The organism is Reyranella sp. (genome assembly GCF_004297265.1).
Lineage (GTDB): Bacteria > Pseudomonadota > Alphaproteobacteria > Reyranellales > Reyranellaceae > Reyranella.
Genome location: NZ_SCUT01000009.1, coordinates 23,093 through 47,971, shown reverse-complemented (window position 1 = coordinate 47,971; position 24,879 = coordinate 23,093). Strand labels below are relative to the sequence as shown.

At 65.9% G+C, this 24,879-nt stretch carries 26 protein-coding genes; 16 read left to right on the top strand and 10 right to left on the bottom strand.

The window, feature by feature from the left end:
* Positions 1 to 101: 101 nt before the first annotated feature.
* The 3 genes from EPO41_RS03095 (at position 102) to EPO41_RS03085 (ending at position 5,316) form a co-directional block, all read left to right on the top strand.
* Entirely contained in the window at positions 102 to 1,076 is a 975-nt protein-coding gene (locus EPO41_RS03095) for a FecR family protein (RefSeq protein WP_296320228.1), read from the top strand.
* A gap of 258 nt (positions 1,077 to 1,334) precedes the next feature.
* Positions 1,335 to 3,782 (top strand): TonB-dependent receptor, encoded by a 2,448-nt coding sequence (locus EPO41_RS03090; RefSeq protein ID WP_296320226.1) that lies wholly within the window; start codon positions 1,335 to 1,337, stop codon positions 3,780 to 3,782.
* Positions 3,783 to 3,804: 22 nt separating this feature from the next.
* The gene (locus EPO41_RS03085) at positions 3,805 to 5,316 is read left to right on the top strand and encodes a PepSY-associated TM helix domain-containing protein (protein ID WP_296320225.1); all 1,512 of its coding nucleotides are present in this window, start codon (positions 3,805 to 3,807) and stop codon (positions 5,314 to 5,316) included.
* On the opposite strand, the gene EPO41_RS03080 is transcribed toward EPO41_RS03085, so the two are convergent.
* The 5 genes from EPO41_RS03080 to nthA form a co-directional block, all read right to left on the bottom strand.
* On the bottom strand, positions 5,313 to 5,612 hold the full coding sequence (locus EPO41_RS03080; RefSeq protein ID WP_296320223.1) for a PRC-barrel domain containing protein: 300 nt from the start codon (positions 5,610 to 5,612) through the stop codon (positions 5,313 to 5,315). The genes EPO41_RS03085 and EPO41_RS03080 overlap by 4 nt on opposite strands.
* 68 nt (positions 5,613 to 5,680) lie before the next feature.
* Complete coding sequence (locus EPO41_RS03075) at positions 5,681 to 6,103, bottom strand: GFA family protein (protein WP_296320221.1); 423 nt, start codon at positions 6,101 to 6,103, stop codon at positions 5,681 to 5,683.
* On the bottom strand, positions 6,100 to 6,483 hold the full coding sequence (locus EPO41_RS03070; RefSeq protein WP_296320217.1) for a nitrile hydratase accessory protein: 384 nt from the start codon (positions 6,481 to 6,483) through the stop codon (positions 6,100 to 6,102). Before EPO41_RS03070 ends, EPO41_RS03075 begins: the two co-directional genes overlap by 4 nt.
* The gene (nthB, locus tag EPO41_RS03065) at positions 6,483 to 7,142 is read right to left on the bottom strand and encodes a nitrile hydratase subunit beta (protein WP_296320214.1); all 660 of its coding nucleotides are present in this window, start codon (positions 7,140 to 7,142) and stop codon (positions 6,483 to 6,485) included. The genes EPO41_RS03070 and nthB overlap by 1 nt, the downstream gene beginning before the upstream one ends.
* Positions 7,139 to 7,798, bottom strand: coding sequence for a nitrile hydratase subunit alpha (gene nthA, locus EPO41_RS03060; RefSeq protein ID WP_296320212.1), 660 nt, complete (start codon positions 7,796 to 7,798; stop codon positions 7,139 to 7,141). Before nthA ends, nthB begins: the two co-directional genes overlap by 4 nt.
* A gap of 269 nt (positions 7,799 to 8,067) precedes the next feature.
* On the opposite strand from nthA, the gene EPO41_RS03055 reads away from it, so the two are divergent.
* The 4 genes from EPO41_RS03055 (at position 8,068) to EPO41_RS03040 (ending at position 10,479) form a co-directional block, all read left to right on the top strand.
* Positions 8,068 to 8,892 (top strand): FecR domain-containing protein, encoded by an 825-nt coding sequence (locus EPO41_RS03055; protein ID WP_296320209.1) that lies wholly within the window; start codon positions 8,068 to 8,070, stop codon positions 8,890 to 8,892.
* Between the two features lie 164 nt (positions 8,893 to 9,056).
* Positions 9,057 to 9,503 carry an Hsp20 family protein gene (locus EPO41_RS03050; protein WP_296320206.1) on the top strand — a complete coding sequence of 149 codons (447 nt, stop codon included), beginning with the start codon at positions 9,057 to 9,059 and terminating at the stop codon, positions 9,501 to 9,503.
* Between the two features lie 92 nt (positions 9,504 to 9,595).
* Positions 9,596 to 10,114 (top strand): hypothetical protein, encoded by a 519-nt coding sequence (locus tag EPO41_RS03045; protein ID WP_296320203.1) that lies wholly within the window; start codon positions 9,596 to 9,598, stop codon positions 10,112 to 10,114.
* 122 nt (positions 10,115 to 10,236) lie between these two features.
* Positions 10,237 to 10,479, top strand: coding sequence for a hypothetical protein (locus EPO41_RS03040; protein ID WP_296320201.1), 243 nt, complete (start codon positions 10,237 to 10,239; stop codon positions 10,477 to 10,479).
* A gap of 6 nt (positions 10,480 to 10,485) precedes the next feature.
* Here the strand turns inward: EPO41_RS03040 and EPO41_RS03035 are convergent, their stop codons facing one another.
* Positions 10,486 to 11,709 carry an MFS transporter gene (locus EPO41_RS03035; protein ID WP_296320199.1) on the bottom strand — a complete coding sequence of 408 codons (1,224 nt, stop codon included), beginning with the start codon at positions 11,707 to 11,709 and terminating at the stop codon, positions 10,486 to 10,488.
* 107 nt (positions 11,710 to 11,816) lie between these two features.
* On the opposite strand from EPO41_RS03035, the gene EPO41_RS03030 reads away from it, so the two are divergent.
* Entirely contained in the window at positions 11,817 to 12,755 is a 939-nt protein-coding gene (locus EPO41_RS03030) for a LysR substrate-binding domain-containing protein (protein WP_296320197.1), read from the top strand.
* Between the two features lie 48 nt (positions 12,756 to 12,803).
* On the opposite strand, the gene EPO41_RS03025 is transcribed toward EPO41_RS03030, so the two are convergent.
* On the bottom strand, positions 12,804 to 13,433 hold the full coding sequence (locus EPO41_RS03025) for a M48 family metallopeptidase (RefSeq protein ID WP_296320195.1): 630 nt from the start codon (positions 13,431 to 13,433) through the stop codon (positions 12,804 to 12,806).
* An 864-nt stretch (positions 13,434 to 14,297) separates the two neighbouring features.
* On the opposite strand from EPO41_RS03025, the gene EPO41_RS03020 reads away from it, so the two are divergent.
* The 3 genes from EPO41_RS03020 to EPO41_RS03010 all read left to right on the top strand — a co-directional run bounded on the left by EPO41_RS03020 (position 14,298) and on the right by EPO41_RS03010 (position 16,190).
* Complete coding sequence (locus EPO41_RS03020; protein WP_296320190.1) at positions 14,298 to 14,663, top strand: hypothetical protein; 366 nt, start codon at positions 14,298 to 14,300, stop codon at positions 14,661 to 14,663.
* A 123-nt stretch (positions 14,664 to 14,786) separates the two neighbouring features.
* Positions 14,787 to 15,461: a nitroreductase gene (locus EPO41_RS03015; protein ID WP_296320186.1), complete on the top strand. Its 675-nt coding sequence runs from the start codon at positions 14,787 to 14,789 to the stop codon at positions 15,459 to 15,461.
* 12 nt (positions 15,462 to 15,473) lie between these two features.
* Complete coding sequence (locus tag EPO41_RS03010; RefSeq protein WP_296320183.1) at positions 15,474 to 16,190, top strand: sulfite exporter TauE/SafE family protein; 717 nt, start codon at positions 15,474 to 15,476, stop codon at positions 16,188 to 16,190.
* A gap of 16 nt (positions 16,191 to 16,206) precedes the next feature.
* Here EPO41_RS03010 and EPO41_RS03005 read toward each other — a convergent pair whose 3' ends face one another.
* The 3 genes from EPO41_RS03005 to EPO41_RS02995 form a co-directional block, all read right to left on the bottom strand.
* A complete protein-coding gene (locus EPO41_RS03005; RefSeq protein WP_296320180.1) occupies positions 16,207 to 16,785 on the bottom strand; it encodes a peroxidase-related enzyme in 579 nt (192 codons plus the stop codon).
* 56 nt (positions 16,786 to 16,841) lie between these two features.
* Positions 16,842 to 17,810, bottom strand: coding sequence for a hypothetical protein (locus tag EPO41_RS03000; protein ID WP_296320176.1), 969 nt, complete (start codon positions 17,808 to 17,810; stop codon positions 16,842 to 16,844).
* Positions 17,811 to 17,908: 98 nt separating this feature from the next.
* Positions 17,909 to 18,385, bottom strand: a complete 477-nt coding sequence (locus tag EPO41_RS02995; RefSeq protein ID WP_296320172.1) for a thioesterase family protein — start codon at positions 18,383 to 18,385, stop codon at positions 17,909 to 17,911.
* Between the two features lie 142 nt (positions 18,386 to 18,527).
* Here EPO41_RS02995 and EPO41_RS02990 point away from each other — a divergent pair, with 142 nt between their 5' ends.
* The 5 genes from EPO41_RS02990 to EPO41_RS02970 all read left to right on the top strand — a co-directional run bounded on the left by EPO41_RS02990 (position 18,528) and on the right by EPO41_RS02970 (position 24,793).
* Positions 18,528 to 18,944, top strand: coding sequence for a hypothetical protein (locus EPO41_RS02990; RefSeq protein WP_296320169.1), 417 nt, complete (start codon positions 18,528 to 18,530; stop codon positions 18,942 to 18,944).
* A gap of 128 nt (positions 18,945 to 19,072) precedes the next feature.
* On the top strand, positions 19,073 to 19,564 hold the full coding sequence (locus tag EPO41_RS02985; RefSeq protein WP_296320167.1) for a sigma-70 family RNA polymerase sigma factor: 492 nt from the start codon (positions 19,073 to 19,075) through the stop codon (positions 19,562 to 19,564).
* 85 nt (positions 19,565 to 19,649) lie between these two features.
* On the top strand, positions 19,650 to 20,606 hold the full coding sequence (locus EPO41_RS02980; RefSeq protein ID WP_296320164.1) for a FecR domain-containing protein: 957 nt from the start codon (positions 19,650 to 19,652) through the stop codon (positions 20,604 to 20,606).
* Positions 20,607 to 20,748: 142 nt separating this feature from the next.
* Positions 20,749 to 23,241 (top strand): TonB-dependent receptor, encoded by a 2,493-nt coding sequence (locus tag EPO41_RS02975; RefSeq protein WP_296320161.1) that lies wholly within the window; start codon positions 20,749 to 20,751, stop codon positions 23,239 to 23,241.
* A 46-nt stretch (positions 23,242 to 23,287) separates the two neighbouring features.
* Positions 23,288 to 24,793: a PepSY-associated TM helix domain-containing protein gene (locus EPO41_RS02970; RefSeq protein ID WP_296320160.1), complete on the top strand. Its 1,506-nt coding sequence runs from the start codon at positions 23,288 to 23,290 to the stop codon at positions 24,791 to 24,793.
* Positions 24,794 to 24,879 lie beyond the last annotated feature (86 nt).

Below are 24,879 nucleotides of genomic sequence, written 5' to 3'. Positions count from 1 at the left end.
GGCAACATTTTTTGCCGGGCGTTCTTAAGTTGGCGCCGCGACAACCGTCTAGGTGTCGGGGAGGATGGCAGCTTCCGCTGCCTCGAACCGGGGAAACCTTCGTGAACGGAACCAACAGCAAGAACAATCCGGTCCGGCTTCAGGCGGCGCACTGGCTCCTGCGGCTCGAAGGGTCTCCCGGCGACGGCGCGCTGCGAAACGAATTCGAGAGCTGGTTGCAGCAGAATGAAGCCCACCGTGCGGCGTTCCGTTCGGCCGAGCACACATGGGCGCGCCTGGGCAAGCTCCCGCCGGAATTGATCGCGACGCCGGCCACGCCCGCCGACATCCTGCCGCTGAAGCCACGCAGGCGACCGCGCATCTTCTGGGCGAGCGCCGGCGCCCTGCTGGCCGCCGCCTGCCTGCTGCTGGTTGCGGCGCCGGTGATTCAGCGCCATCTCGAGGCCGATCACATCACAGGCGTCGCCGAATTGAGCGATGTCGTCCTTCCCGACGGCAGCCTGGCGAGCCTCGATGCCGACAGTGCGATCGCCGTCGACTATTCCGGGGCCGAGCGGAAAGTGATCCTTCTCGCCGGGCAGGCCTTCTTCCAAGTCCATCCGAATCCGGATCGGCCATTCCGGGTGAACGCAGCCGATCTGTCGGTGCGCGTCACGGGCACCGCGTTCAGCGTCGACAAGCTCGCGAGCACGGTGACGGTCGCCGTCCAGTCCGGCACGGTCGAGGTGGCGTCGCCGGGCGTGGCCGAAGTCAGCCGCCTCGGCATGGGCGACCGTCTCGTCTTCGACCGGCAGGCGAGGTCCGCGCGGCAGGAACAGGTCGTGCCGTCCACGGTCGCCTCGTGGCGCTCGCGCCGCCTGGTGGTGCACGACGCCACCGTGGGCGACATGGTGGAGATCCTCGGCCGCTATCTGCCGGGCATGATCGTCGTTCGTGACGGTTCGATGAACGGCCGGTCGATCTCGGGCGTCATCGATCTCACCCAGCCACGCGAAGCATTGAACGCGCTGGCCGAATCCCAGCACGGCAAGCTCAGCCAGATCACGCCCTACCTGTCGGTCATTTCGAAGCGTTAGAGTCTTTCCGCTTCAAGTCGACCCGCACCAACTTATCCTGAGGAGTTCAAGACGCGCTCCGTCGGAGCGCTCCTCAGCATGAGGTTGGCATTCGTGATCCGATCGGACTCGGAATGAGGCTAGGCGCGGCGCGAACTTTTTTGCGATTTCTGCTTAAGTCGAACCGTCCCCATCAGTCTTGTTCCGCGAGTGCGGGCGTGTTGCCCGCGGCGTCGAGTTCCGTGACCCGCCGGCAACGGACTTTCGGGGGAGAAGTCTGTGTTTGCGAGGATCACGGTTGCCGCCGTAGCGGCAGGTTCCCTGATGGCCGGCGACGTGCTCGCTCAGGGCGTCGCGGCTGGCGGACCGCAACAGGCACAGGCCGGCCGCCCGGCGACCTTCAATGTGCCGTCACAGCCACTGGCGCAGGCCCTGACCGCCTTCGGCCAGCAGGCAGGCGTGCAGATCGTCGTCAACAACTCAGCCGTCGCCGGCAAGACGAGCACTGCGATCGGCGGCAGCATGACGGCCGAGCATGCCCTGCAACTGTTGCTCGCGGGAACCGGCGTGACCTTCCGCTTCACCTCGGCCAACACGGTCACGATCTCCGGTGTGCCGGACGCCGGCGGCGCCCTGCAGCTCGATCCCGTGCAGGTACAGGGTGCGTTCATCGTGCCGCCGCAGGCGATGATCGACAACGCGCCCCCGGTCTATGCGGGCGGGCAGGTCGCGACCGGCGGTCAGCTCGGCCTGCTCGGCAATCGCGCCGTGATGGACACGCCGTTCAATCAGTCGAACTACACCGCCAAGAAAGCGCAGGACCAGCAGGCAAAGACCGTGCGAGACGTGCTGATCGACGACCCGTCGGTCCGGATCACCCGGGGCGACAACAGTCCCGGCACCGATCAGGTCAAGATCCGCGGCTTTCCCGTCGACAATTCCGACACCTCGTATGGCGGCCTTTATGGAATGCTGCCCAACTCGTCGATCATGGCGGAGATGGCCGAGCGAGTGGAGGTTCTGAAGGGACCGAGTGCGCTGCTGAACGGCATCCCGCCCTTCGGGTCGATCGGCGGCAATGTCAACGTCGTGCCGAAGCGGGCGCCCAATGAGGATCTGACCCAGGCGACGGCGAGCTACATCTCCGGCAGCCAGTTTGGCGGGCACATCGATTTCGGACGCCGCTTCGGCGAGGACAAGGAATTCGGCGTGCGCTTCAACGGCGTGTTCCGGGGCGGCCAGACCGACATCCAGTACAATGCCGACCAGAGGGCGCTGGCAGTCCTCGGCTTCGATGTCCGCGGCGAGCGCGTGCGGCTCTCGGCCGATCTGGGATACCAGAACCAGTACATTTCGGGCATCACGCCCTACCTGACCCTGGCGCCGGGCGTGCAACTCCCGTATGCGCCGAGCGCCCGCAGCAATCCTACCGCGCAGCCCTGGGGCTTTCAGGGCCGCAAGGATGCCTTCGGCGTTTTCCGGCTCGAGATGGACATCACCGACAACGTCACGCTCTACGCCTCGGCCGGCGCACACGACTACCGGATGGGCGGCCTCTATTCGGCGGCGACGACGATCACGAATTTCAACGGCGCGGGCACGGCGCTGGCGCCGCTCAATTTCAGCCAGTACACGACGAGCCTGACCGCCCAGGGCGGCCTGCGCGCCCTGTTCAGCACGGCCGACGTCAACCACGAGCTTGCGCTCACCGCTTCGACCCTTCAGCAGGACAACGGCCAGGTCAACGTCTCGCAGCCGGGCGGCGCCTTCGCGACCAACATCTACAATTCGACCTTGATCGCGCGGCCGAACATACCGACGCCGGCGGCGAACAAGACCTCGACGTCCGGTTTCAACAGCATTGGCATCGCCGACACGATCTTCTCGCTGAACAACCGCGTCCAGCTCACGGCCGGCCTGCGCGCCCAGAATGTCCAGTCCGCCAATTTCAACGCCGTGACCGGCGCCCTGACGGCCAGCTACGACCAGACCGTCGTCAGCCCGGCCGTGGCGCTGATCGTGAAGCCGCTCGAGAACGTCTCGCTCTACGGCAACTACATCCAGGGCCTGCAGCAGGGTACCGTGGTGCAAGTGCCGTTCGCCAATGCCGGCACGATCCTGCCGCCCTACGTGTCCAATCAGATCGAGGTCGGCGTGAAGGTCGACTGGGGCACCTTCACGACCACCGCGGCGCTGTTCCAGATCACGCAGCCCAGCGTGATCACCAACACGGCGACCAACACGCAGAGCGTGAACGGCCAGCAGGTCAACCAGGGCCTCGAGCTGAACATGTTCGGCGAACCGGCCAAGGGGTTCCGGCTCCTGGGGGGCGCCATGTTCCTCAACCCGGTGCTCGCCAAGACGCAGGGCGGGGCGGCCGATGGCTGGATCGCGCCTTTCACGCCGCAGTTCACGCTGAACCTGTCGGGCGAGGTCGACCTGCCGTTCGTACCGGGCCTCACCCTCGCGGGGCGTGCCATCTACACCGGCCCGCAGTACATCGACACGACCTATCCACGGCGCATGATGCCGCAATGGACCCGCTTCGATCTTGGCGCGCGTTACACGTTCGAGAATCCAGGCGCGAAGGGCAAGATGCTGGTGGCCCGCTTCGACGTCGACAACATCCTCGATGCCAACTACTGGGCGGGCAGCAACCAGACGGCGACGTTCATGTTCCTCGGCGCGCCGCGCACCTTCCGCCTGTCGCTGACGGCGGATTTCTAGCGCTCGGAGGCGCGGGCTCGACATGGAGCAGACCTTCCGCGCCTCCATGAGCTGGCTGCACACCTGGGCGGGCGTCTGCGTCGGCGCGGTGCTGTTCGCGGTCTTCTGGATGGGTACCCTGTCGGTGTTCGACCGTGAGATCGATCGCTGGATGATGCCCGCCACGCGGCTGGTGCCAGCCGAGCTGAAATCGGTCGATGCGCTCGCCCGCGAACTGCAGCCCGTGATCGGTGCATCGCCACAATGGCTTGTTCTCTTTCCAGACGATCGCGAACCCGTCGCCCGGGTTGGCTACCTGGACGGCGCGGGCCGGCTGCGGTACCGCCACGCCGATCCCTCGACGTCGGCCCTTCTTCCGGACGCCGGCACGTGGGGGGGATCGGGATTCATCTATCCGTTCCACGTCAACCTGCACATCAAGGCCTGGTCGCTGGGCCTCTGGATCGTAGGCTTTGCAGGGATGGCGATGCTGGCGCTCTGTGTGTCCGGCGTGGTCATCCATCGGAAGATCTTCGCCGACTTCTTCACCTTCCGGTCCGACCGGAAGCCGCGGCGGGTCGTGCTGGACCTGCACAATGTCACAGGCGTGCTCGGGCTGCCCTTCCACTTCTTCATCACCCTGTCGGGTCTGGTCATCTTCTTCACGGTCTACTTCTCCGGTGCCTGGGAGATGTCCTATCGCGGCGACCGGCAGGCCTTCGTGCAGGAGTCCTACGGCATCTACGGGCGGCCGCGGCTCAACCGGCCGGGGCCGCCCTTGGCATCGCTGGATGCCATGGTCGCGGAGGCATCGCGTCGGTGGGAAGGGGGGACACCGCAATTGTTCCGGGTGTTCCACCGGGGCGACGCCAACGCCTATGTCGAGGTGCGCCGCTCGTTCGTCGACGATCGCGTGACCATGCCGGTCGACGCGCTCTACCTCGACGCCGGCACGGGCGCCATCCTTTCAAGCAACACGGGGAAGCCCGTGATGAACGTCCATCGCTTCATCACCGGGTTCCACTTCATCCAGTTCGATCACTGGAGTCTGCGCTGGCTCTACTTCGCGCTGGGCCTCGCGGGCTGTGTCCTGATCGCCACGGGATTCCTCTTCTGGCTGGAATCGCGCCGCAAGCGCCATACCCAGCTCAGTCTGCGTGGTGTACGCTTCGTCGAGGCGCTGACGGTCGGCTTCGTCAGCGGGATCGTGGCGGCCACGCTCGCCTTCTTCGTCGCCAACAGGCTGTTGCCGCCGAACGCCTCGGCATGGGGCCTCGAACGCCGCGAGCTCGAGATCTGGGCTTTCTACGTGATGTGGCTGCTGACGTTCGTTCACGCGTGGAGCCGTCCGCGCGTGGCCTGGCGGGAGCAGTGCGCGGCAATCGCCGCGCTGGCGGTCGTGGCGGTGACCCTCAACGGGCTCACAACTGGCGATCACCTGTGGCGCAGCCTCTCGCAGCCTCACCTCTGGCCAGTCGCCGGCATGGATTTCTTGCTTCTGTTCGGGGCTGCGGTGGCGGGTTGGACGGCCTCCAGGTTGCAGCGCGCGACCTAGCGGTCGCCGTGCTCGGGCATCGCCTTGAGCTGGTCCTTCGTCCAGCCCGTCACCGCATGGACGTCGCCGTCCTCGTCGCGCATGAAGTCGAGGCCGGCGATCAGGACACCCACCGGCTTGGCACCGATGCCGAGGAAGCCGCCGACATCGATCACGACCTGGGCCGTCGAGCCCGAGCCGTGCAAATGGGCGACCGAGCCGATCTTCTCGTCGCCCGGGCCGTAGATGGTGGCGTCCTTGAGGACTTCCGCGGTGAGTTCTTCGGCCGCCAGGCGGACATGCTTGCTGTGGTCCATGTGCCACTCCTCTCCGGATGGTCAGGATCCGAGTAACCCGCCGGGCGCACAGCCGTTCCCGGCAATCTTCAGTCGGCCGGGATGAACCGCAGTGTGCCGGCCCGCCGCGTGGGCTTGCCGGTGTCGTTGGTATGGTTGATGCCGTCCATGACGGGCACTTCGGCGAAGTCGAACGGGCTGACCCCGTCGAGACAGGCCACGTTCACGGCATAGAGGCTGGTGTCTGATCGCCGCTGGTGATGCGTGTAGATCCCGCAGCGCGAACAGAAGAAGTGCTGTGCCGTCCCGGTGTGGAAGCGGTAGCTGGTCAGCGCCTCCTCGCCCTGCAGGAATTTGATCCCGCCCATCTCCGCCATGGTCACGACGGCGCCACGCATGCGGCAGAAGGAACAGGTGCAGCGGCGGATCGAGTTGAAGCCGTCGCTGAGCGTCACCTCGAAACGCACTGCACCGCAATGGCATCCGCCGGTCCGGATCTTCGCGTCGTTCATCGAAAGTCGTCTGCCCTGAGCTCGATCGTCTGGCCGTGCGGCGTACGATCGGCTGCATGGTCCCAGGCGTGGTAATAGCGGTCGAGCGCTTCCGTCGACGCGATGCCCTTGCGCGCCACGAGCCGTTCGAGTGTCGCCAGCCAGTGGCGATAGTAGGTCGACCCGTCGTCGGGGTCGCCGCCCGCGATGGCGGACTTGATCTGCGCGCCAAGCTCCTCGGCCCACTCGTTCCAGGAAAAGACGCCGCGTTGCTGCAAGGTGAGCACCATGGCGAAAGCCTGGGCCTGCCACGGTTCCGCGAAGACCGGCGCCTCGCCTTCGCAGGGAATACCCGGCAGAGCGTTGAGTGCCTCGCGAATGGATGCGAGATCCGAAGCCATCACGCCGGCTCCAGGTACGGCTCGAACGCCTCGATGGAGACGGTGGCGCCGTCTTCCGCGTCCGGCCCCCACAGCTCCCGCCCGTCGAACACCACGGTGTAGAGCCATTCGCCCTGCTCGATACCCTTCTCGACCATCGCGTCGGGAAAGGTGTGGCAGCCCTGGATGCGCTCGATCGTGCCGATATGGCCGCGGGCGAAGCGCGGAAGGCGCGTGTGGGAGCGGGGATGGATGTTTCGGGCGCGCACCTTCTGGCCGATCTCGAAGACAGCAGGCGCTCGCGACGGCTGGTCGTAGTTCGGGCGGCTTATGCCGACGCCGGCCTTCGGGCCCGACAGCGGCTTGCGCTTCAGGGGGCGGCCCGGACCGCTCGAATGGCCGCTGACCAGCTCGGATTCTGAGACGAGGCCCCGGTCGAGGCAGAGGCGCTCGAGGCGCAAGAACCACTTCTTGTAGTAGGAAGAGGAGAGATAGACTGCCGGCGGCAAGGTCTCGATCCAGTAGCGGCCGACGTCGATGTTCCATTCGCCGGCCGAGCCCATGACCCGGTTGAGGGCGAAGGAACGCGCCTGCCAGTCGTCATGGAAGGGGACTTCGTGAGGATCGGGCGCGACATGGCCGAAGCCGTCCATGCCGCCCATGTCGTGCACGCCGTTCATGCCGCCACCTCGTTCACTTCCTTCGGTAAGCCGGTGCCGATCATCGAATCGCGGGTGACCAGCCCGGCGAGCTTCTCCTCGGACCATCCCTCGGTCGCAGCGGGCCGCATCGGCAGCACGATGAAACGCGTCTCGGCCGTGGAGTCCCACACGCGGACCTTCGTCTCGTCGGGCAGCGTCACGCCGAAATCGGCCAGCACCTTGCGCGGCTCCTTGACCGTGCGGGCGCGGTAGGGCGCGGACTTATACCAGGCCGGCGGCAGGCCGAGCAGATCCCACGGATAGCAGGAGCACAGGGTGCAGACGATCATGTTGTGCGTGGTCGGTGTGTTCTCGACGGCAATCAGGTGATCGCCGACCTTCTGCTCGAGCCCGAGCTGAGCGATCGCTTTGCTGGCGTCCATGAGCAGCGCCGTGCGGAACTCAGGGTCCGCCCAGGCCCGCGCCACGACCCGCGCCCCGATATGCGGCCCGATCTTCGTCTCGTAGGTTTCGATGATCGAGTCGAGCGCCGCCGGATCGACGTAACCCTTCTCGGTCAGAATGGTTTCGAGCGCGCGGACGCGAAGCTGCATCTCCGACAACTCGGACCCATGCTCGTGGTCATGCCTGTGGTCATGCCCGTGGTCATGAGCGTGATCGTGATTGCCTGACATTGCATCCCCTGATCCTTGCAGGAACAGACTAGTGCATTCCGCCGTGGCGAAACAGGCTGCGATGGCGGCTGTCGGCGCCGCGACGCCCACCCCGCCGCGGCGAGAGGGTGCGGGAGGCGATACCATGGTGTGACGGCCGTCCGCGTTGCTGCCGCGGGAGACGTCGACCGGCGCCCAGTCCTGGCATAGAACGTTGTCGGGAGTATTTGCCGGTTGGTGGGCCATGGTGGGATATGGCTCGACGTCGATGCCGGCTTGGATGAATGAAGATGACAACAAGCACGCCCGGCAGGGACCTCATTCGGCAAGCGAAGGCGCAGAAACGCCTGGCGCGCGATCTGTCGCGACCGTCCCGCAGTCGGCGCTGGGGGGTGGTGGGCGTTTCCCTCCTTGCGGTGCTGGTCCTGTCCTTCTGCGCGCCCTCGCTGGTGAAGAATTTCGGTGTGGATCACGTGACGACGACCGCCGAGCACCGGAATGTCGACCTGCCGGACGGGTCGCTCGTCGAGCTGGGGGCCGCCAGCGCCCTCGACGTGCAGTTCAGCGCGACGGACCGGCGGTTGAAGCTTCGTTCCGGAGAAGCGTTCTTCAAGGTGAAGTCCGGCGACGCGCGCCCTTTCATCGTAAAAGCCGGCGGCGTGTCGGTCGTCGTCACGGGCACGGCCTTCAACGTCCGGCTCGCCGACGAGGCCGTCAGCGTCGCGGTTGAGGACGGTTCCGTCGAGGTCAGGATGCCATCTCCGGAAACGGGGCAGGGAGTAAGGGGACCGGTGTTGCGGCGGTTGCAGGCCGGCGAACAGCTCGTTGCCCGGGCTGACGGAACGATCGAGCAGGGCCCCGTCAACGACTCCGGCGCGGGCTCTTGGCGCCGCCACAGGCTGAACGCCGATGGGTCGACGGTCGGCGACGCGATCGACCGACTGCGCCGGTACCATGGCGGCTGGATCGTCGTGACCGACGGCAATCTCTTGCGCCAGCGCTTCACCGGCTTCTACGACCTGCGCGATCCGGTGGGGTCGCTGCGGGCGGTGGTCGCGCCGTTCGGCGCGCAGGTGCGGCCCATCTCCACGTTGATCATCGTCTCGGTCCCCTGACTGCCGGTCTCTCCCGCCACACAGGTTGGCGGCGCGCGGAGGACCGACCGCAAAAAAATCTGGAGGCGGCGACTTGAAGGCCACCGGGCCGAACCTAGATCGTCAGCCGGTCGCCCTTCGGGGGACCGCTTCGCAAAACCATCGCTCAGGAGTGGAGGATGAACATGCGTACCGCTTTCGATTTTTCCCCTTTCTATCGTGACACGGTCGGGTTCGACCGGGTGTTCCACATGCTCGATTCCGTGGTGAGCCAGGGCGCCCAGGGCTATCCTCCGTACAATATCGAGAAGGCCGGCGACGATACCTACCGCATCGTCATGGCGGTGGCAGGCTTCTCGGAGGCCGAGCTCAGCATCACCCAGAAGGAGGAGGAGCTTCTCGTGACCGGCAAGGCCCAGCCCGGCTCGGAAGAGAAGGAGTATCTCTATCGCGGTATCGCCGCGCGGGAGTTCGAGCGTCGCTTCCAGCTCGCGGACCACGTGAAAGTGGTTGGGGCCGGCTTGGCGAACGGACTTCTGACGATCGAGCTGAAGCGCGAGATTCCGGAGGAGAAGAAGGCCCGCGCCATCCGCATCGAGTCGGGTTCCACGCCACGCCTTTCGAAGCAGTAGGCGCGGCGTCCGACAGGGGGAGAGGAGCGTTCGCCGCCCGCGCGGCGGGCGCTTCCCTTCCATCCAATCACGCAACATTTAGGAGGTTCGTCATGATCGCAAGGTCGGCAGCCTACCGGCCTGAATGGTCTTCAGACCTGGATTCCCAGGCCGATGGCGCTGAAGTCTTCCCACCCTGCGGATATGCCGGGACGGTCGACCGTCCCCCGCGCGGCCGTATCCTGATCGTCGAAGATCAGCTCCCGTTGGCGCTCGAAATGCAGAAGCATCTGCGCGATGCCGGCTACCGCATCGTCGGGCCTGCCGGCAGCCAGGGCGAGGTGGAACGGCTCGTGAGGAGCGGCCGCCTCGACGCGGCCGTGATCGACGTCGACTCCCGCCGAAGTGCGCCCTTCGCCGTTGCCGACTGGCTGGCCGCGGAACAGGTGCCGTTCGCGGTGATTGCCGACGACGCCAGCACCTTGCCGCACGAACTGGCGCTGCGGCCCCTGATCACGAAGCCGGTATCGCCGCGCGCATTGGTCGATACGGTCGACCAATTGGTCAATGGCGGGCCGGGGGCGATGGTGATCCCCTATGCGAGGGGGCCGCGGCTCTTCCCGCAGCTCTAGTTCGAGTGCTCCGAGCTGCTCCCGGTCATCGCCGCCGCAGCGGTGGCCGGCGCGGCAAGCGGCCTGCTCGAGGCAACTCCCACATCCGCTCGCCGTTGAGAAGTTCGCATCAGGAGGAATTCATGAGCAGCCTCGACGACGCCATCAAGGTGGCGGCTGCCCTGCGGAATCAGGGGAAATTCAGCGAGGCCATCGACCTCATCCAGCGGGCGCTGGCCGCCGCGCCGCCGGAGGATTTCGCGCGTCTCGACGCCAACCGCGAGGGCCTGCGCGTCGCCGAGGCGGCGGGCCTCCCCGTCGTGGCCCGGCGCTTCGCCGACGCGATCGCGATCAAGGACGTCGAGGAAGATCCGGACGAGGCCTAGCCAGTTTCAATCGCAGCCCGGCGCCTCGGCGGCAAGCTGCCGGCGCGTGACCTGCATCTGCGCCAGTAGGAGCACCAGGCTCACCGCCGCCAACATGGCGCCCGAGACCGCCACGGCGCCGTAGCCGAAGCCCGCCCGCAACATCTCGGCGCCGAGTGCGGCGCCCAACGCGTTGCCGAGGTTGAACGCGCCGATGTTCACCGACGAGGCGAGGCCTGGCGCGCCGGTGGCGGCGCGCATCACCCGCATCTGCAGCGGCGGCACCACGGCAAAGGCGGCCGTGCCCCAGACGAGTAGACCGATCGCCACGCCAGGCTTGCTGGCAGCGAACCACGGGAAGGCCAGCATCGAGACGACCAGCAACGACAGGAAGGCGATCAGCGCGCCGTCGACCGAGCGGTCCGCCAGCTTGCCTCCGACGGCATTGCCGATCGTGAAGCCGACTCCGATCAGCATCAGCATCGCGGTGATGAAGCCCGGCGAGGCATTGGAGAGGGTCTGCAGCGACGGGCTGATGTAGGTGTAGAGCGTGAACATCGCGCCGGCGCCCATCACCGTGGTGGTGAGCGCCATCAGCACGGCGGGCCGCCTGATGACGCGCAGTTCGGCACGCACGTCGACTCGCTCTCCCGCGCTTCCCGCCGGCAGAGCGAGCCGCAGCGAAGTCATGGCGAGGAGGCCCAGCAGAGCGATGGCGGCAAAGGATGCGCGCCATCCGATCGCCTGGCCGAACCAGGTCGCGGCCGGCACGCCGCCGACATTGGCGATCGTCAGGCCCATGAACATGGCTGCCACCGCGCTCGCCTGCCTCTCGCGCGGCACGAGGCTGGCGGCGACCAGCGAGCCCAGGCCGAAGAAGGCACCGTGGTTGAAGCTGGTGATCAGCCGCGCGAACAGCAGGCTCGTGTAGTCGGGCGCCACTGCCGAGAAGAGGTTGCCGGCGGTGAAGATGGCCATCAAAGCGATCAGCGCCCGGCGGCGCGGCCAGCGCGCCAGCAGCAAGGTCATTACCGGCGCGCCGACCAGGACGCCCACCGCATAGGCCGAGACCAGCAGGCCGGCAGTCGGGATGGAGACATCCACGCCCTGGGCGATGGTCGGCAGCATGCCCATCGGACCGAACTCGGTCGTGCCGATGCCGAAGGCACCGATGGCGAGGGCGAGGAGAGGCCAGAAGGCGCTGATACTCGAGGCGCTGGTGTTGACGGGAGACGCGGCGGAAGTCGGCATGCTGGGGCACTACGCGTTGGGGCTGAACGGATACCGCCCAATATTGCGTTCCCGCTTTTGCCGATAAGCACCTGCAGCCCGCAAAGACTTTTGCTAAAAATGGCAAGATGAAATTCTCCCTGGAAGAGATCGAGGTCTTCCTCACCGTGGTCGACACCGGCTCGCTGACCGCCGCGGCGCTGCGGCTGGGGCAGCCCGTTTCCACCACCAGTCGCCTGCTGCGCCGGCTGGAGAAGTCGCTGCGCACGACCCTGCTGCGCCGCACGACGCGCCGCCTCGACCTGACGGACGAGGGCTGCGGCTTCCTCGAGGATGCGCGGGCCATCCTCGCGTCGGTGCAGGCAGCCGAGGAACGGCTGGTGCAGCGGCATGGCCAGCCCTCCGGCCCGCTCCGCATCGACGCTTCGACGCCGGTCATGCTTCATGTGCTGGCGCCGCTGATGGACGGCTATCGGCGGCGCTACCCGCTGGTCGAGCTGGAACTCAGCAACAACGAGGGCTATGTCGACCTGCTGGAGCGGCGCATCGATCTCGCAATCCGCATCGGCCCGCTGAAGGATTCGACTCTACACAGCCGGTTGCTGGGCCATTGCCGCATCCGCCTTCTGGCCAGCCCCGCCTACATCAAGCGCCACGGTCTGCCCGACAGCGCGGACGAGCTTCTGGCACCCGGGAGCGGGCACATGCTGCTGGGCTTCAGCCAGCCCGACAGCCTGAACGTTTGGCCACTGCGCCACGGCAGCGACAAGGCGCTGCACATCCGCCCCGACATCGCTGCCAGCAGCGGCGAGGTCCTGCACCAGCTCGCCCTGAACGGGCAGGGGATCGTATGCCTGTCGGACTTCATGACCGACGGCGACCGCGCCCGCGGCGCCCTGGTCGAAGTGCTGGCCGACCAAAATCCGGGCACCACACAGGCGATGCATGCGGTCTACTACAAGAACTCCGCCGTCTCGCTGCGCGTCTCGTCCTTCGTCGACCACCTGGTCGAAGCGTCCCGCACCTGGCGCTGGGTGGACAAGCCCTCGCGCCGGCAACGTGACTAGTCTGGCGCGTCGCTGCGAGTGACGTCCGTCGGAGGTCACAGGCTCCGCTTACGCCCGCGCCGGCAACGCACCCTGCGATGCGCGTATCTCCGCGACAGCGCGGTCCCAGCTCGCAAGGCGGTCGGGCCCCGCGGGATGGGTGTCGAGCATGCCAGTGTCGCGGCGTCCCGACGAACGGGCCAGGGTCACCAGCATGCCGCGTGCCTTGTCGAGGTCGATATCCGAGCGATAGAGGATCACCGCGGCGAGATAGTCGGCTTCGCGCTCCTGCTCCTTGGAGAACGAGATGCGGCCGACCGCGCCGCCGAGGTTGGCGCCGGCATCCATCGCCGAGCGCGTCACCTGGCCGACATAGGGGCTGCGATAGGATGCGGCCGCGCCGGCCGCACCCAGGAGGATTGCGCCTATCAGCGCGCCTGTCATCTGGTTACGCTGGCTCGTGGCGATGTGATTCGCCGCCTGGTGGCCGATCTCGTGTGCGAACACGAGGCAAACTTCCTCCTCGTTCGAGGCATATTCGACCACGCCGCGATTGACGAAGATCAGGCCGTTGGCGCCCGCGCCGGCGTTCATCGAGCGGTTCGCCGACCCCATGAAGCGCCAGTCGCATACGCCGACGTTCATCTCGCGGCACATCCGGTCGGCCGGTGGCCGGATGCGGGCGAGGGCGGAACGCATGATTTCGTCGACCTGTTCGTCTGTCAGCACCCGGCGTTGGGGTGGGCCGCCAGCGCCCTGCACTTCGCTCTGAGCGAGGCTGAGATGACTGTCGCTGACCTGCGGTAGTTGATGCACCGCGCCTGCGCAGCCGCACAGCGCGCAGGCGCCTCCAAACGCCAGAAGCGATCGCCTTTTCATTCGTTCCCCTCGACGCTTCCTCAGGTTGTAGCGCCTGTAATTATGCTACCGATAGATATGTGGAGGAGTCAACCGGCCGCGAAGTCGTTCCATCGGAACCCGTGTTACTGTCATGGGGAAGGGGTGAGAATGAACGCGCTCAGAATCTTTCTGGAAAGCCCGGGTGCGGTCGTTGCCTGACGGGAGTCACGGGATGCGCCGACAGTGAAGCGGAAGCGTTGCAGCCGGAGTACGGGCCGCAGCATGGCAGCCCGGTCCGCAATTACGTGCGTTCTCCCTGTTCACCGGCGTGGCGCTTGTCTATGCCCTGGTCGTCGGACTTCCGGCGGCATTGTGCGCCCGTCGCCAGGGCCGGATCGGTCTTTGTGCCGCTGCGACTGGCGGGCTCCTCGTGGGGGCTCCGCCAACGGTCCTGCTTTTGGCACTTCCCTCGGCGCCACTCTTTTCGTCCAGCACCGGCCGCGTCAGCTCGATCGGCAGTATTCGGACGGCTGAGGGTTGCAGGATTACGTTCGAGATGGCCGGATTTGGCGGCACAGCCGGGCTCGTTGGCGGATTCTGCGCTTGGCTGCCCTGGAGCCGGACGGAACTCCGATCGGGACGCTGAGTGCGTTCATGGTGCTGAATTCCTCGACGACGAGTCTTCGCACTTCACAGACGCGCTTGAATGAGTATAACGCGCCGATGTCCGAAATCGAATCGCTCCGCAAATCGCTCGCCCTCTCATCCGAAGGTCTGTCTTCCGAAGACAAGAAGAGGTTGGCCGTTTCGGCCATCACCACGATTCTCGCCGCACTGGGCCGCGGAGTCGGCACATTCGGCGAATGGGAACAGCGCTGCCTCGCGGCGTCGATCATCGCGCTGCGGGCCAGCAAATACGACGATTCGCGCTCGCTGGCGCGGCGCGCTCTGTGGCCTGAGGAGAACCGCCGCAATTCCGGCGTGGCCCGCCTGCTGCTGCGCCCGGGAATGCTGACGATTCCCGAACTCACCCGCGAACTGAAGATCGCCCAGGCAATGCCGCCCCGGCGCTTACAGGCCGCCGCGTAGCTCAGATTCTGCTCGAATCCGTCTATTCTTGGGGTCGCCCGGCATACGGAACCCGCCGCGCGGCCTGGGTTCGCGAATAGGAAGCGCCTGTTATCCTGTTTCCAACACGGCGTATGAGGAAACATGGACTTCCGGGAACTGGTGCATAGTCGCCGCAGCACGCGCGGCTTCGCGAAGAAGGCGATCTCGAAGTCGGTGATCCAGGAGATCATCGAGGATGCCAAGCGTGCGCCGTCGTCGATGAACAGCCAGCCGTGGCACGTGCATGTGCTGACCGGCGCGCCGCTCGACGAGGTGCGCCGGCGCAACATGGAGGAGATGGCGGCGGGCAAGCCCTCGAAGCGGGACATCTTCACCCACGGTCCCTATGAGGGCGCCCATCGCCAACGCCAGGTCGACATCGCCAAGCAGCTCTTCGCCGCCATGGGCATCGCGCGCGACGACAAGGCGATGCGCCAAGACTGGGTGATGCGCGGCTTCCGCCAGTTCGATGCGCCGGTCTCTCTGGTGCTCACCTACGACCGCGTCCTCGATCCCGGCGCCACCTGCCACTTCGACCTGGGCGCGCTGTGTTACGGCATCGTGCTGGCGGCGTGGGATCGCGGCATCGGCGCCGTGGTGAACGGGCAGGGCATCGCCCGGTCAGATATCGTGCGCGAGGTCGCGGGCATTTCCGACGATGAGGCGATCATGACCTGCGTCGCCTTGGGCTATCCCGACGACTCGTTTCCCGCCAACGCCGTCCGCTCCGAGCGGACGCCCGCAGCGGAATTCGTGAGGTACGTCGGCTTCGACTGAGGGGCGATCATCATGCTCATCGCGCTGGCGCTGTTCGCCATTTCGGTCGTCTACGCCACCGTCGGCCAAGCTGGCGGGACGGGCTTTCTCGCAGTCATGGCCATGGCCGGCGTTCCGGTCGACCAGCTTCGGCCAACGGCGCTCGCCATGAATGTCGTTGCGGCGTCCTATACGAGCTGGCGGCTCCACGCGGCCGGGTTGATCGACTGGCATATGTTGATGTCGCTGGCCGTCCCTGCGCTTCCCGCTGCGTTCGTCGGCGGCGTGATCGCCCTGCCGTCGGGACTCTATACGTCCGTGACCGGCGCTCTGCTGCTCGCGGCGGCCGTGCTGATGGTCGTGAGGCCCGCAACTGCCCTCCTGCCGGGCGTCGCGGCCTCAAGGGTAGGTCTGGCGGGCATCGGGGCGGCGGCGGGTTTTCTCTCCGGACTCTCCGGCATCGGCGGCGGCGTCTTCATCGCGCCCGCACTGATCGTGCTCGGCTGGGCCCGGCCCAAGGAAGCCGCTGGCCTGTCGGCGCCGTTCATCCTCGGCAATTCGTTGACCGCAATGGCGGGCACTCTCCTCACCGGCCAACAATTCGCGCCGGAGCTTCCGCTCTTCGCCTGTGTCGCGCTCCTGGGCGCAGCCGTCGGCACCGCCGCGATTCTTCGCATCTCCGACCGCATGGTGCGATTCGTCCTGGCGGCCGTCATGGCCGTTGCCGGCCTGCGGCTTGCGGCGAGGTGAGAGCGGGCCTCGCCCTTCAGCCGCGCCCCATCGCATAGAACTCGGAGTTCGGGCGCATGCTGGTGACGTTGGCCATGCGGTTCGACAGGCCGAAGAAGGAGGCGATGGCCGCGATGTCCCAGACGTCTTCCTCGTCGAAGCCGTGCTGCTTCAGCGTCTCCATGTCGTCGTCGCCGACGAGATGGGCGGACTGGCTCACTTTCACGGCGAAGTCGAGCATCGCCTTCTGGCGTGGCGAGATGTCGGCCTTGCGGTAGTTGATGGCGACCTGGTCGGCGATCAGCGGGTCCTTGGCGCGGATGCGCAGGATCGCGCCATGGGCGATCACGCAATACTGGCACTGATTCAGGTTCGAGGTCGCCACGACGATCATCTCGCGTTCGGCCTTGCTGAGGTTGCCGGGCTTGTCCATCAGCGCGTCGTGATAGGCGAAGAAGGCGCGGAACTCGTCGGGCCGATGCGCCAGCACGAGGAAGACGTTGGGGATGAATCCCGACTTCTCCTGGACCTTCTCGATGCGCTCGCGGATGTCGGCGGGCATATCGGTAAGGGCGGGGACGGGGAAGCGACTGACGGCGGGATCCTTGGCGGACATGGTATTCTCCCGAAATTGATGAAGGGCGATATCGCGATCTCCCGGCGCCGCCGGCATCACCGGACGGAATAGACGAAGTTGGCGCCGCCCGTCGACTTGCCGCTCCCCGAACCGCCGGCTGGCACGGTCATGGCTTCATAGACGAACAGCACGAAATCGCTGAAGGCCTTGCGCCCGTCGAATGGTTCCTGCTGGGGCGCGCGTCTGCAGTCGCTCTTTCGGGAGGCGCAGACGTAGAAGGAGGTGAAGCCGTGCTCGCCCACCTTGACCATGTCGTCCGTCTTGTCTTTCCCGCTGTGGATGAAACGGTATTTCAGGTGCGGATTGACATAGAGCCGGGGGAACTTCGACTTCAGGTCGTCCACGCAGATCACGCAGTTGGGCCCCTGCGTGAAATTTGGGTCGGCGTACATCAACCGCGAACGCGGCCCGTGCCCGTTTTCCGGGCAGCCTTCGAGACGATAGGCAATGTTGTCGCCGGGCGGCGATGACGGCACCGCCAGGGCCTGCAGGGGATACTCACAGAGAAAGGCCTTCTCCGCCTCGTCCTCGCTGATCTCCCGGCCCGGTTCGACATGAGGAAAGGAGCCGGTCGCGTATTGATAGAGTGCCCGGAGACGCCTGAGCTGATTGGATCCGTTCGCGGGCACCATGGTCCAGCTCTGGTTCCACGAATCGACGAGCTGGATACCCAGCCCGGTCGCGGCCGTCGTGAACGTTCCCGTGAACTGATTGCCCGCGTTCCTCCCCCCTTCGGTGATTCGGGCCGCAGAGGCGAAACCCGAGCCCAGGGGAATGCTGAGGTTCGGATTGACCGCGTTGGCCGTTTGGGCGGTGCCGATTGAGATCGTCACTTGCGAAGGGATGAACTCGGGATCATCGAGGGCCTGCGCCAGATTGTAAAAGATCTGTCGTTTTTGGAGGGAGCCAAGTGAAGAGGCGAGATCTGCCGTGTTGTAGTTGAGCTGGGCGCTCGCGCAGCCCGTCAGGAGCGCTCCCAATCCCAAAACCAGAAACCAACGCATATACCCCCCAAGGTCGTGACAACAGGCTAGGCCGTTTCCCCCTCTCGCTTCAACGCATTTGCGGGTTGTGTCTGATCGCATGTCGCGCCGGTTGAATCTCAAGCCGCCAGGAGATCAGTCACCGCCGCCTTCTGGGCCTCGGTGAGGGACACGCTCGCGCGGGTCGCGACGTCGACATAGACGTGGACGAAGTGGCCGACGGCGGCGGGCGTCTCACTCTCCCGCGTGAAGATTGCCAGCTCGTAGCGCAGCGAGCTGTTGCCGATGCGGCCAAGCCGGATTCCGACATCGACCGTCTGGGGAAAGTCGACCGGCGCCAGGAATTCGCAGCCGCTCGCGATGCACAGGCCGATCGAGGTCTGGCCCGGCGCTCGCAGGATGCCCCGCTCGATGGCGAGCGTCGTGAGCGAAGTATCGAACCAGCTGTAATAGACGGCGTTGTTGACGTGGCCGTAGGCGTCGCAGTCCGACCACCGGCTCGCGACCGGCATCGACCACTTATAGTCCCCGCGCCGCTCGTCCTTCGCTGCCTTCACGCCGGTCATCACGATCTCCCCACCATTGGCGGGTGTCATCTACGGGTGACCCATGGCTCATTGCAACGGAGGAAAATCTGCTCACGGCGATGCGGAGACGACGCGCGACCCTTGCCAGGACTCAGTCCGCCGATCATTGTCGGTAGCGCTTGTTTTCGTGTGCGTTGCGGACTTTCTGTAGATGCCTTTGCACTGGACCATCGACTCGCGACTGCAGATCTTCGTGGCGACCTGCGATGGCAACGTCGACCTCGCCGAAGTGAATGAGATGCTCGATGCGATGGTGGGTGCGAACGGGCTCCGCTATCGCAAATTGTTCGACGGTACCAACGGCGACACGCAGATGAGTTCGATCGACATGCTGGGCATCGGGGTGCGCATGCGAGCGCTGCAGGACGGCATCCAGGATCACGGGCCGCTGGCCATCGTCTTGCCGGACGACAGGTATGCGATGATGTCGCGCGTGCTCGGCATCCTTGCTGCTGCCAAGCGGCCAATGCGCGTGTTCACCGATGCCGGAAAGGCCCGCAAGTGGCTCGATTCGCCCGCGATCCGCGCCACCCTGCCGTCATTCGAGGCGCCCGAGGTGTCGGCGTAGGGCTTCGGCTACGATAACGGGCGCATCATCTTGCAAAGCCGGTCGGCACTCGGTAAGGGAGAATGCGAACCGTTCGCATTTGGGAGCGAAGCCTATTGGCGCCCGCGGAGTCATCGCTCGCCGTCTATATGGCGCATCGAAACGAGCTGCTGAACTACGCCCATCACCTGCTGCGTGACCGGGCGAGCGCGGAGGATCTCGTCCAGGAAGCGTGGCTCCGCTTCTCGTCGAAGGTCGGCGAATCGGGCGATCTCGCGCAGCCGACCAAATATCTCTTCTCCATCGTGCGCAATCTCGCGGTCGACTGGCTGAGGCGCAGGTCCGTCCATCTTCCCCATCCGATCACCGCCGAGACGATGGAGAGCGTGCCCAGCGAGGCACCGTCGGCAGAACGCATCCTCCATTTCCGCGACGAGCTGCGCTCGCTGGAGAGGAGCCTGGCCGGATTGCCGGAACGCACCCAGGTCGCCTTCGTCCTGTATCGTGTCGAACGCCGTACTCTCCAGGAGATCGCAACCCATCTCGGCGTCTCGGTGCCGCGCGTGCACAAGATGATCAAGGACGCGCTGCTCCACTGCACACTGAACCGGCCTGGAGCCGAGGGATTGATCTTCGATTGACACGCACGGGCCATTAAACTCGTAGGCGGCCATTCGTCGTTCAGGGAGAATCTGCCCTGCTGCTCCGTACTGAGGAACAAAGACTGTGAACCCGGCGCCCGCCAAGGGTGAGTCCCTTCAAAGCCAGGTAATCGACTGGCTCATGCGGCTGGAGAATGCGCCCGGCGATGCCGTCCTGCGTGCGGAATTCGAGAGCTGGCTATCCCGGAGCGAGATGCGTCGGCGGGCCTATGCGGAGGTTGGGCCCGTATGGGATGCTTCGGCCAGCCTTCCCCCGCTCACGCCCGTGCGCCGTGAAGCGACGCGTGCCGGGCGGTCCTGGTATCGCAGGCCCGTATTGATGACGGCCGGCGCGGCCCTGGCCGCGTGCGTGGCCCTGTTTGCCGTTCCGGCAATGCAGCTGCGCCTGACGGCCGATCACATGACGGGGATGGCCGAGACGCGCGATGTTGCTTTGGAGGACGGGAGCCGGATCGCCCTCGACGCCGGCAGCGCAGTGGCGGTCGAGTATGCGGAAGCCCGCCGGTCCGTCCGGCTGCTGTCCGGCCAGGCCTTCTTTGAGGTCACGCCGTCGCCGCAGCGGCCGTTCGTCGTGAGCGCGGGACAGGTCGATGTCACCGTGACCGGTACGGCGTTCGATGTTGCGAAATCGGAAACCGGCGTCACCGTGTCGGTCCAGAGCGGTAGCGTGAATGTCACGCGGAGCAAGGCGGGCGAGGTGGCGGCGCTGACCGCCGGACAATGGATCCACATTTTCAGCGACGGACCGGTCGGCCGTGGAACGATGATGCCGGGCGATGTCGCCACGTGGCGGGACCGCCGGCTGGTCGCCTACGATGCCGTCATGCGCGACGTCGTCGGGCAGGTCGGCCGCCGTATGCCAGGTATGATCGTCTTCGCCGATTCCCGGATCGCCGACAGCCTGGTGTCGGGCATCATCGATCTCGATCGTCCCGACGATGCCCTGCGCGCACTGGTCGATCTCCAGCAGGGCCGTGTCACCAGGCTCTCACCCTACCTGACGGTGATTTCCTCTCGCTGAAGAACGGACGAGTGTCATCTTTTGTGACGAAGCAGCCGTTAAGTTTCCCGCTGTCCGTTCGTTTCCTCAGTGAGAGCCCGGCGCAAGCGTGCGCCGGGCGAGCCCGTGTACCCGCCGGCACAGAAATTTGGGGAGAGTTTTCGTGCCTGCGAATGTTGAGACGGCGCGGCTGCCGGGCGTCCTTTCGGTCGCCTATGGTTCGGCGCTTGCTTTCGGTACGGCTTCAGCGATCTGCGTGAGCCTGTGCGCCCCAGCGTGGGCGCAGACACCGGCAGAAGAACTGCAGGCGCAGGCTCCCGCGCCGCGCACGGCTTCGTTCGACATACCGGCCCAGCCTCTGGCCGCGGCGCTCACGAGTTTCGGCCGCCAAGCCGGACTTCAGATCGTCTTCGATGCCGGTTCGGTGGCCGGCAAATCGACCGCGGGCGTCAGCGGAACGATGACCGTCGAGCAGGCGCTGCAGCGGCTCCTTTCGGGAACGGGTGCGACCTTCCGTTACTCCTCGCCCACATCGGTGACGATCACCACGATGGGATCGTCGGCCATGATGCTCGATCCCGTACAGGTGCAGGGCGTCTTTCCGGTGCCGTCGCAGGCGATGATCGACAACATCCCGCCCGCGTACGCCGGCGGACAGGTGGCGACCGGCGGCCAGCTCGGCCTGCTCGGCAACCGCGACGTCATGGACACGCCGTTCAACCAGACGAGCTACACCGCCAAGAAGGCGCAGGACCAGCAGGCGCAGACCATCCGCGACGTGCTGATCGACGATCCGTCGGTGCGTGCCGTCCGGCCGAGCGGCAACAACGGCGCGCAGAACATGATGATCCGCGGCTTCACCGTCGAGTGCACGGACATCGCCTATGGCGGGCTTTACGGCCTGCTGCCGACCTATGCGATCGGTGTCGAACTGGCCGAACGCATCGAGGTGCTGAAGGGGCCGAGCGCGATGCTGAACGGCATGCCGCCCACCGGCGCGATCGGCGGCACGATCAACGTGGTGCCCAAGCGTGCCCACGACGAGCCGATGAACCGCGTGACGGCCGCCTATAGCTCGGCCGCGCAGTTCGGCGGCGCCGTCGATATCGGCCGCCGCTTCGGCCCCGAAAAGGAAGTGGGTGTGCGCATCAACGGCGCCTATCGCGCCGGCCAGACGGCGGTGATGTGGAACGCCGAGGAGCTGGGGCTGGCGACGATCGGCGTCGATTATCGCGGCGACGGCTTCCGGCTGTCCCTGGACGGCGGCTACCAGTCCCAGTACATCAGCGGCGGCATCGGCTACGCCACTGTCGCGCCGGGCGCGCCGGGCGCGCCGGTGCCGGGCGTGCCGGATCTCAACAACAACTTCATCCTGCCCTGGAGCTTTACGAGCGCCCAGGACCTGTTCGGCGCGTTGCGCGGCGAGGTCGATGTCTGGCCGGGCGTGACGCTCTACGGCGCCATCGGCGCACACGACAATCGCTGGTCGTCGCTGTGGTCGGGTGATCCCATCGTCAGTGGGCTCAGCGGCAACAGCACGCAGACGCCGTTGTACAACACCTCCTACGAAACAAAGTGGACGAGCGAGATCGGCCTGCGCGGCGAGGCGACCACCGGTCCGGTCGGGCATACATTTGCCGTGAGCGCGATGCGCTACCAGCAGGTGTTCGGCTTCGGCCGCGGAATCGGCACCGCCTATGCCTCGAACATCTACACGCCGAACGTCGTCGCGCGACCCAACATCACGACCATGTCACCGAACAAGTCGAGCACGCTCCAGCTCACCAGCCTGGCGATCGCCGACACGCTATCGCTTGCCGAGAAGCGCGTCCAGCTCACGCTCGGCGCGCGCTACCAGCAGATCGTGGGCGAGAATTTCAATATCGTAACCGGCAACCGGACGTCGGGTTACACCCAGGATGCGATCAGCCCGTCGGTGGCGCTGGTCGTGCGGCCTTGGAAAGAAGTGTCGTTCTACGGCAACTTCATCCAGGGCCTGCAGCCCGGCACGGTCGTCGGGCCGACCTTCGCCAATGCCGGGCAGATATTCGCGCCCTACCAGTCGACCCAGTTCGAAGTCGGCACCAAGATCGACTGGGGCAAGTTCACCACGACGCTCAGTGCCTTCCAGATCAGCCAGCCCAGCGCCATCGCCAACGCGGCGACCAATATGCTCACGCAGAACGGCCTGCAGCGCAATCGCGGCATCGAGATCAACATGTTCGGCGCGCCGACCGAGGGCGTGCGGCTGCTGGGCGGTGCGATGTTCCAGGAGGCGATCCTGGTCAGCACGGCGGGCGGCGTGAACGACGGCTGGCAGGCCGCCGGTGCGCCCAACGTACAGGTCAATCTGGCGGCCGAATGGGACACGCCCTTCGCCCGCGGCCTGACGCTCGACGGCCGCGTCATCTACACCGGCACGCAGTATGTCGGGCTCACCGATCCGCGGCTCAGCATCCCTGAGTGGGTGCGCTTCGATGTCGGCGCGCGCTACGTCCTGAGCGATGCACAGAGTCCGACCGGCAAGCCGGTGGCCATCCGCTTCAACGTCGAGAACCTGCTCGATACCAACTACTGGTCGATGGTGTCGTTCAACACGCGCCTCAATGTCGGCACACCTCGCACGTTCCGGCTGGCGCTGACGGCGGACTTCTAGGCGTCGGCAGCGGTTGGTTGAGATGGAGACCGGCTTCCGCGCCTCCATGAACTGGCTTCATACCTGGGCGGGGATCGTCTTGGGTGGATTGCTGTTCGCCATCTTCTGGATGGGAACGCTTTCGGTGTTCGATCGCGAGATCGACCAGTGGATGGCGCCGATGATCCGGCTCCCCTTGACGGACGGGTCATTCCCCGCGGAGGCGCTGCGGCCTTCCTATGACGCAGCCGCGGCCGCGAAAGCGCGGTCGTGGCTGGCGATCCTCCCGACCGACCGCGAGCCCGTTATCCAGGTGATCTCACGCGAAGGTTCGCGCTCTGTTTTCGGCCTGATCGATCCCACGACAGGGGCCGCTCTACCCGAGCCGGGCACATGGGCGGGCACACGCTTCCTCTATCCCTTCCACTACATGCTGCATGTCGATCTCGGCTACTGGATCGTCGGCTTGGCGGCGATGGCCATGATGGCGATCTGCGTCTCCGGCGTGGTGATCCACCGCAAGATCTTCACCGACTTCTTCACCTTCCGGGCCGACAGGCAGCCGCGCCGGCTGGTGCTAGACCTGCACAACGTGACCGGCGTGCTGGGCCTGCCGTTCCATTTCGTGATCACCCTGTCGGGCGTGATCATTTTCTATACGGTGTATTTCCCCGGCACGATCAAGTTCGCCTACGACGACGAGCCGCGCGCCTTCACCCGCGAAGCGTACGGAATCTACGATAAGCCCAAGGCCGGAAGGCCCGGCGAGCTCGCTTCCCTCGATGCCATGACGGCGGAGGCGCGGCGGCTCTGGGACGGCGAGACGCCCCGGTACCTGTTCGTCCGCAATCCAGGCGATGCCGCCGCCGTGGTGCAGTTCGCCCGCCACGGCGTGGACCGCGTGTCGTTCAGCGACGACATCGTCTACTTCGACTCGAGCACCGGCGCACTGCTGCACCGGCGCATTGCACCCAAGCCGATCTTGTCGGCCCAGCGATTCATTTCCGGGCTTCACATGATCCAGTTCAGCCACTGGACTCTGCGCTGGATCTATTTCGTGCTGGGCCTCGTCGGCTGCGTCCTGATCGCAACCGGCTATCTGTTCTGGCTGGAGTCGCGCCGCAAGAGGCACGAGCAGCTGGGTCTTCACGGCGTGCCGGTCGTCGAGGGCCTGACAGTGGGCTCGGTGACGGGCATCATCGCCGCCACGCTCGCTTTCTTCGTCGTCAATCGCATCCTTCCGCTCGGCGCGACCTTTGCCGGCTATGATCGGGCGGCGCTGGAGATCTGGATCTTCTACCTGGCGTGGCTCGCGACCTTCGCGCATGCGTGGCTGCGGCCGGGCGGGGCGTGGATCGAGCAGTGCTGGACGATTGCCGCTTTGGCGGTAGCGGCGGTTCTACTCAACTGGATCACGACCGGTGACCATCTCGCCTGCAGCCTTGCCCTCCGGCACCTGTGGCCGGTGGCCGGCATGGATGTCCTGTTGCTGCTGACGGGAGCGGTCGCTGCACTCGCCGCTCGCCGCCTTTCCCGCAGTCGGACTCTTGGCCAGCCGCCGTTGCGGCGTTGATCGCTCAGCGATTTTGGGCTCTTGATGCAGGGTGCCTGATCGTGCCCAATTCCGCCGCTTCAGCGACTCTTGGACGAATGAAAGGT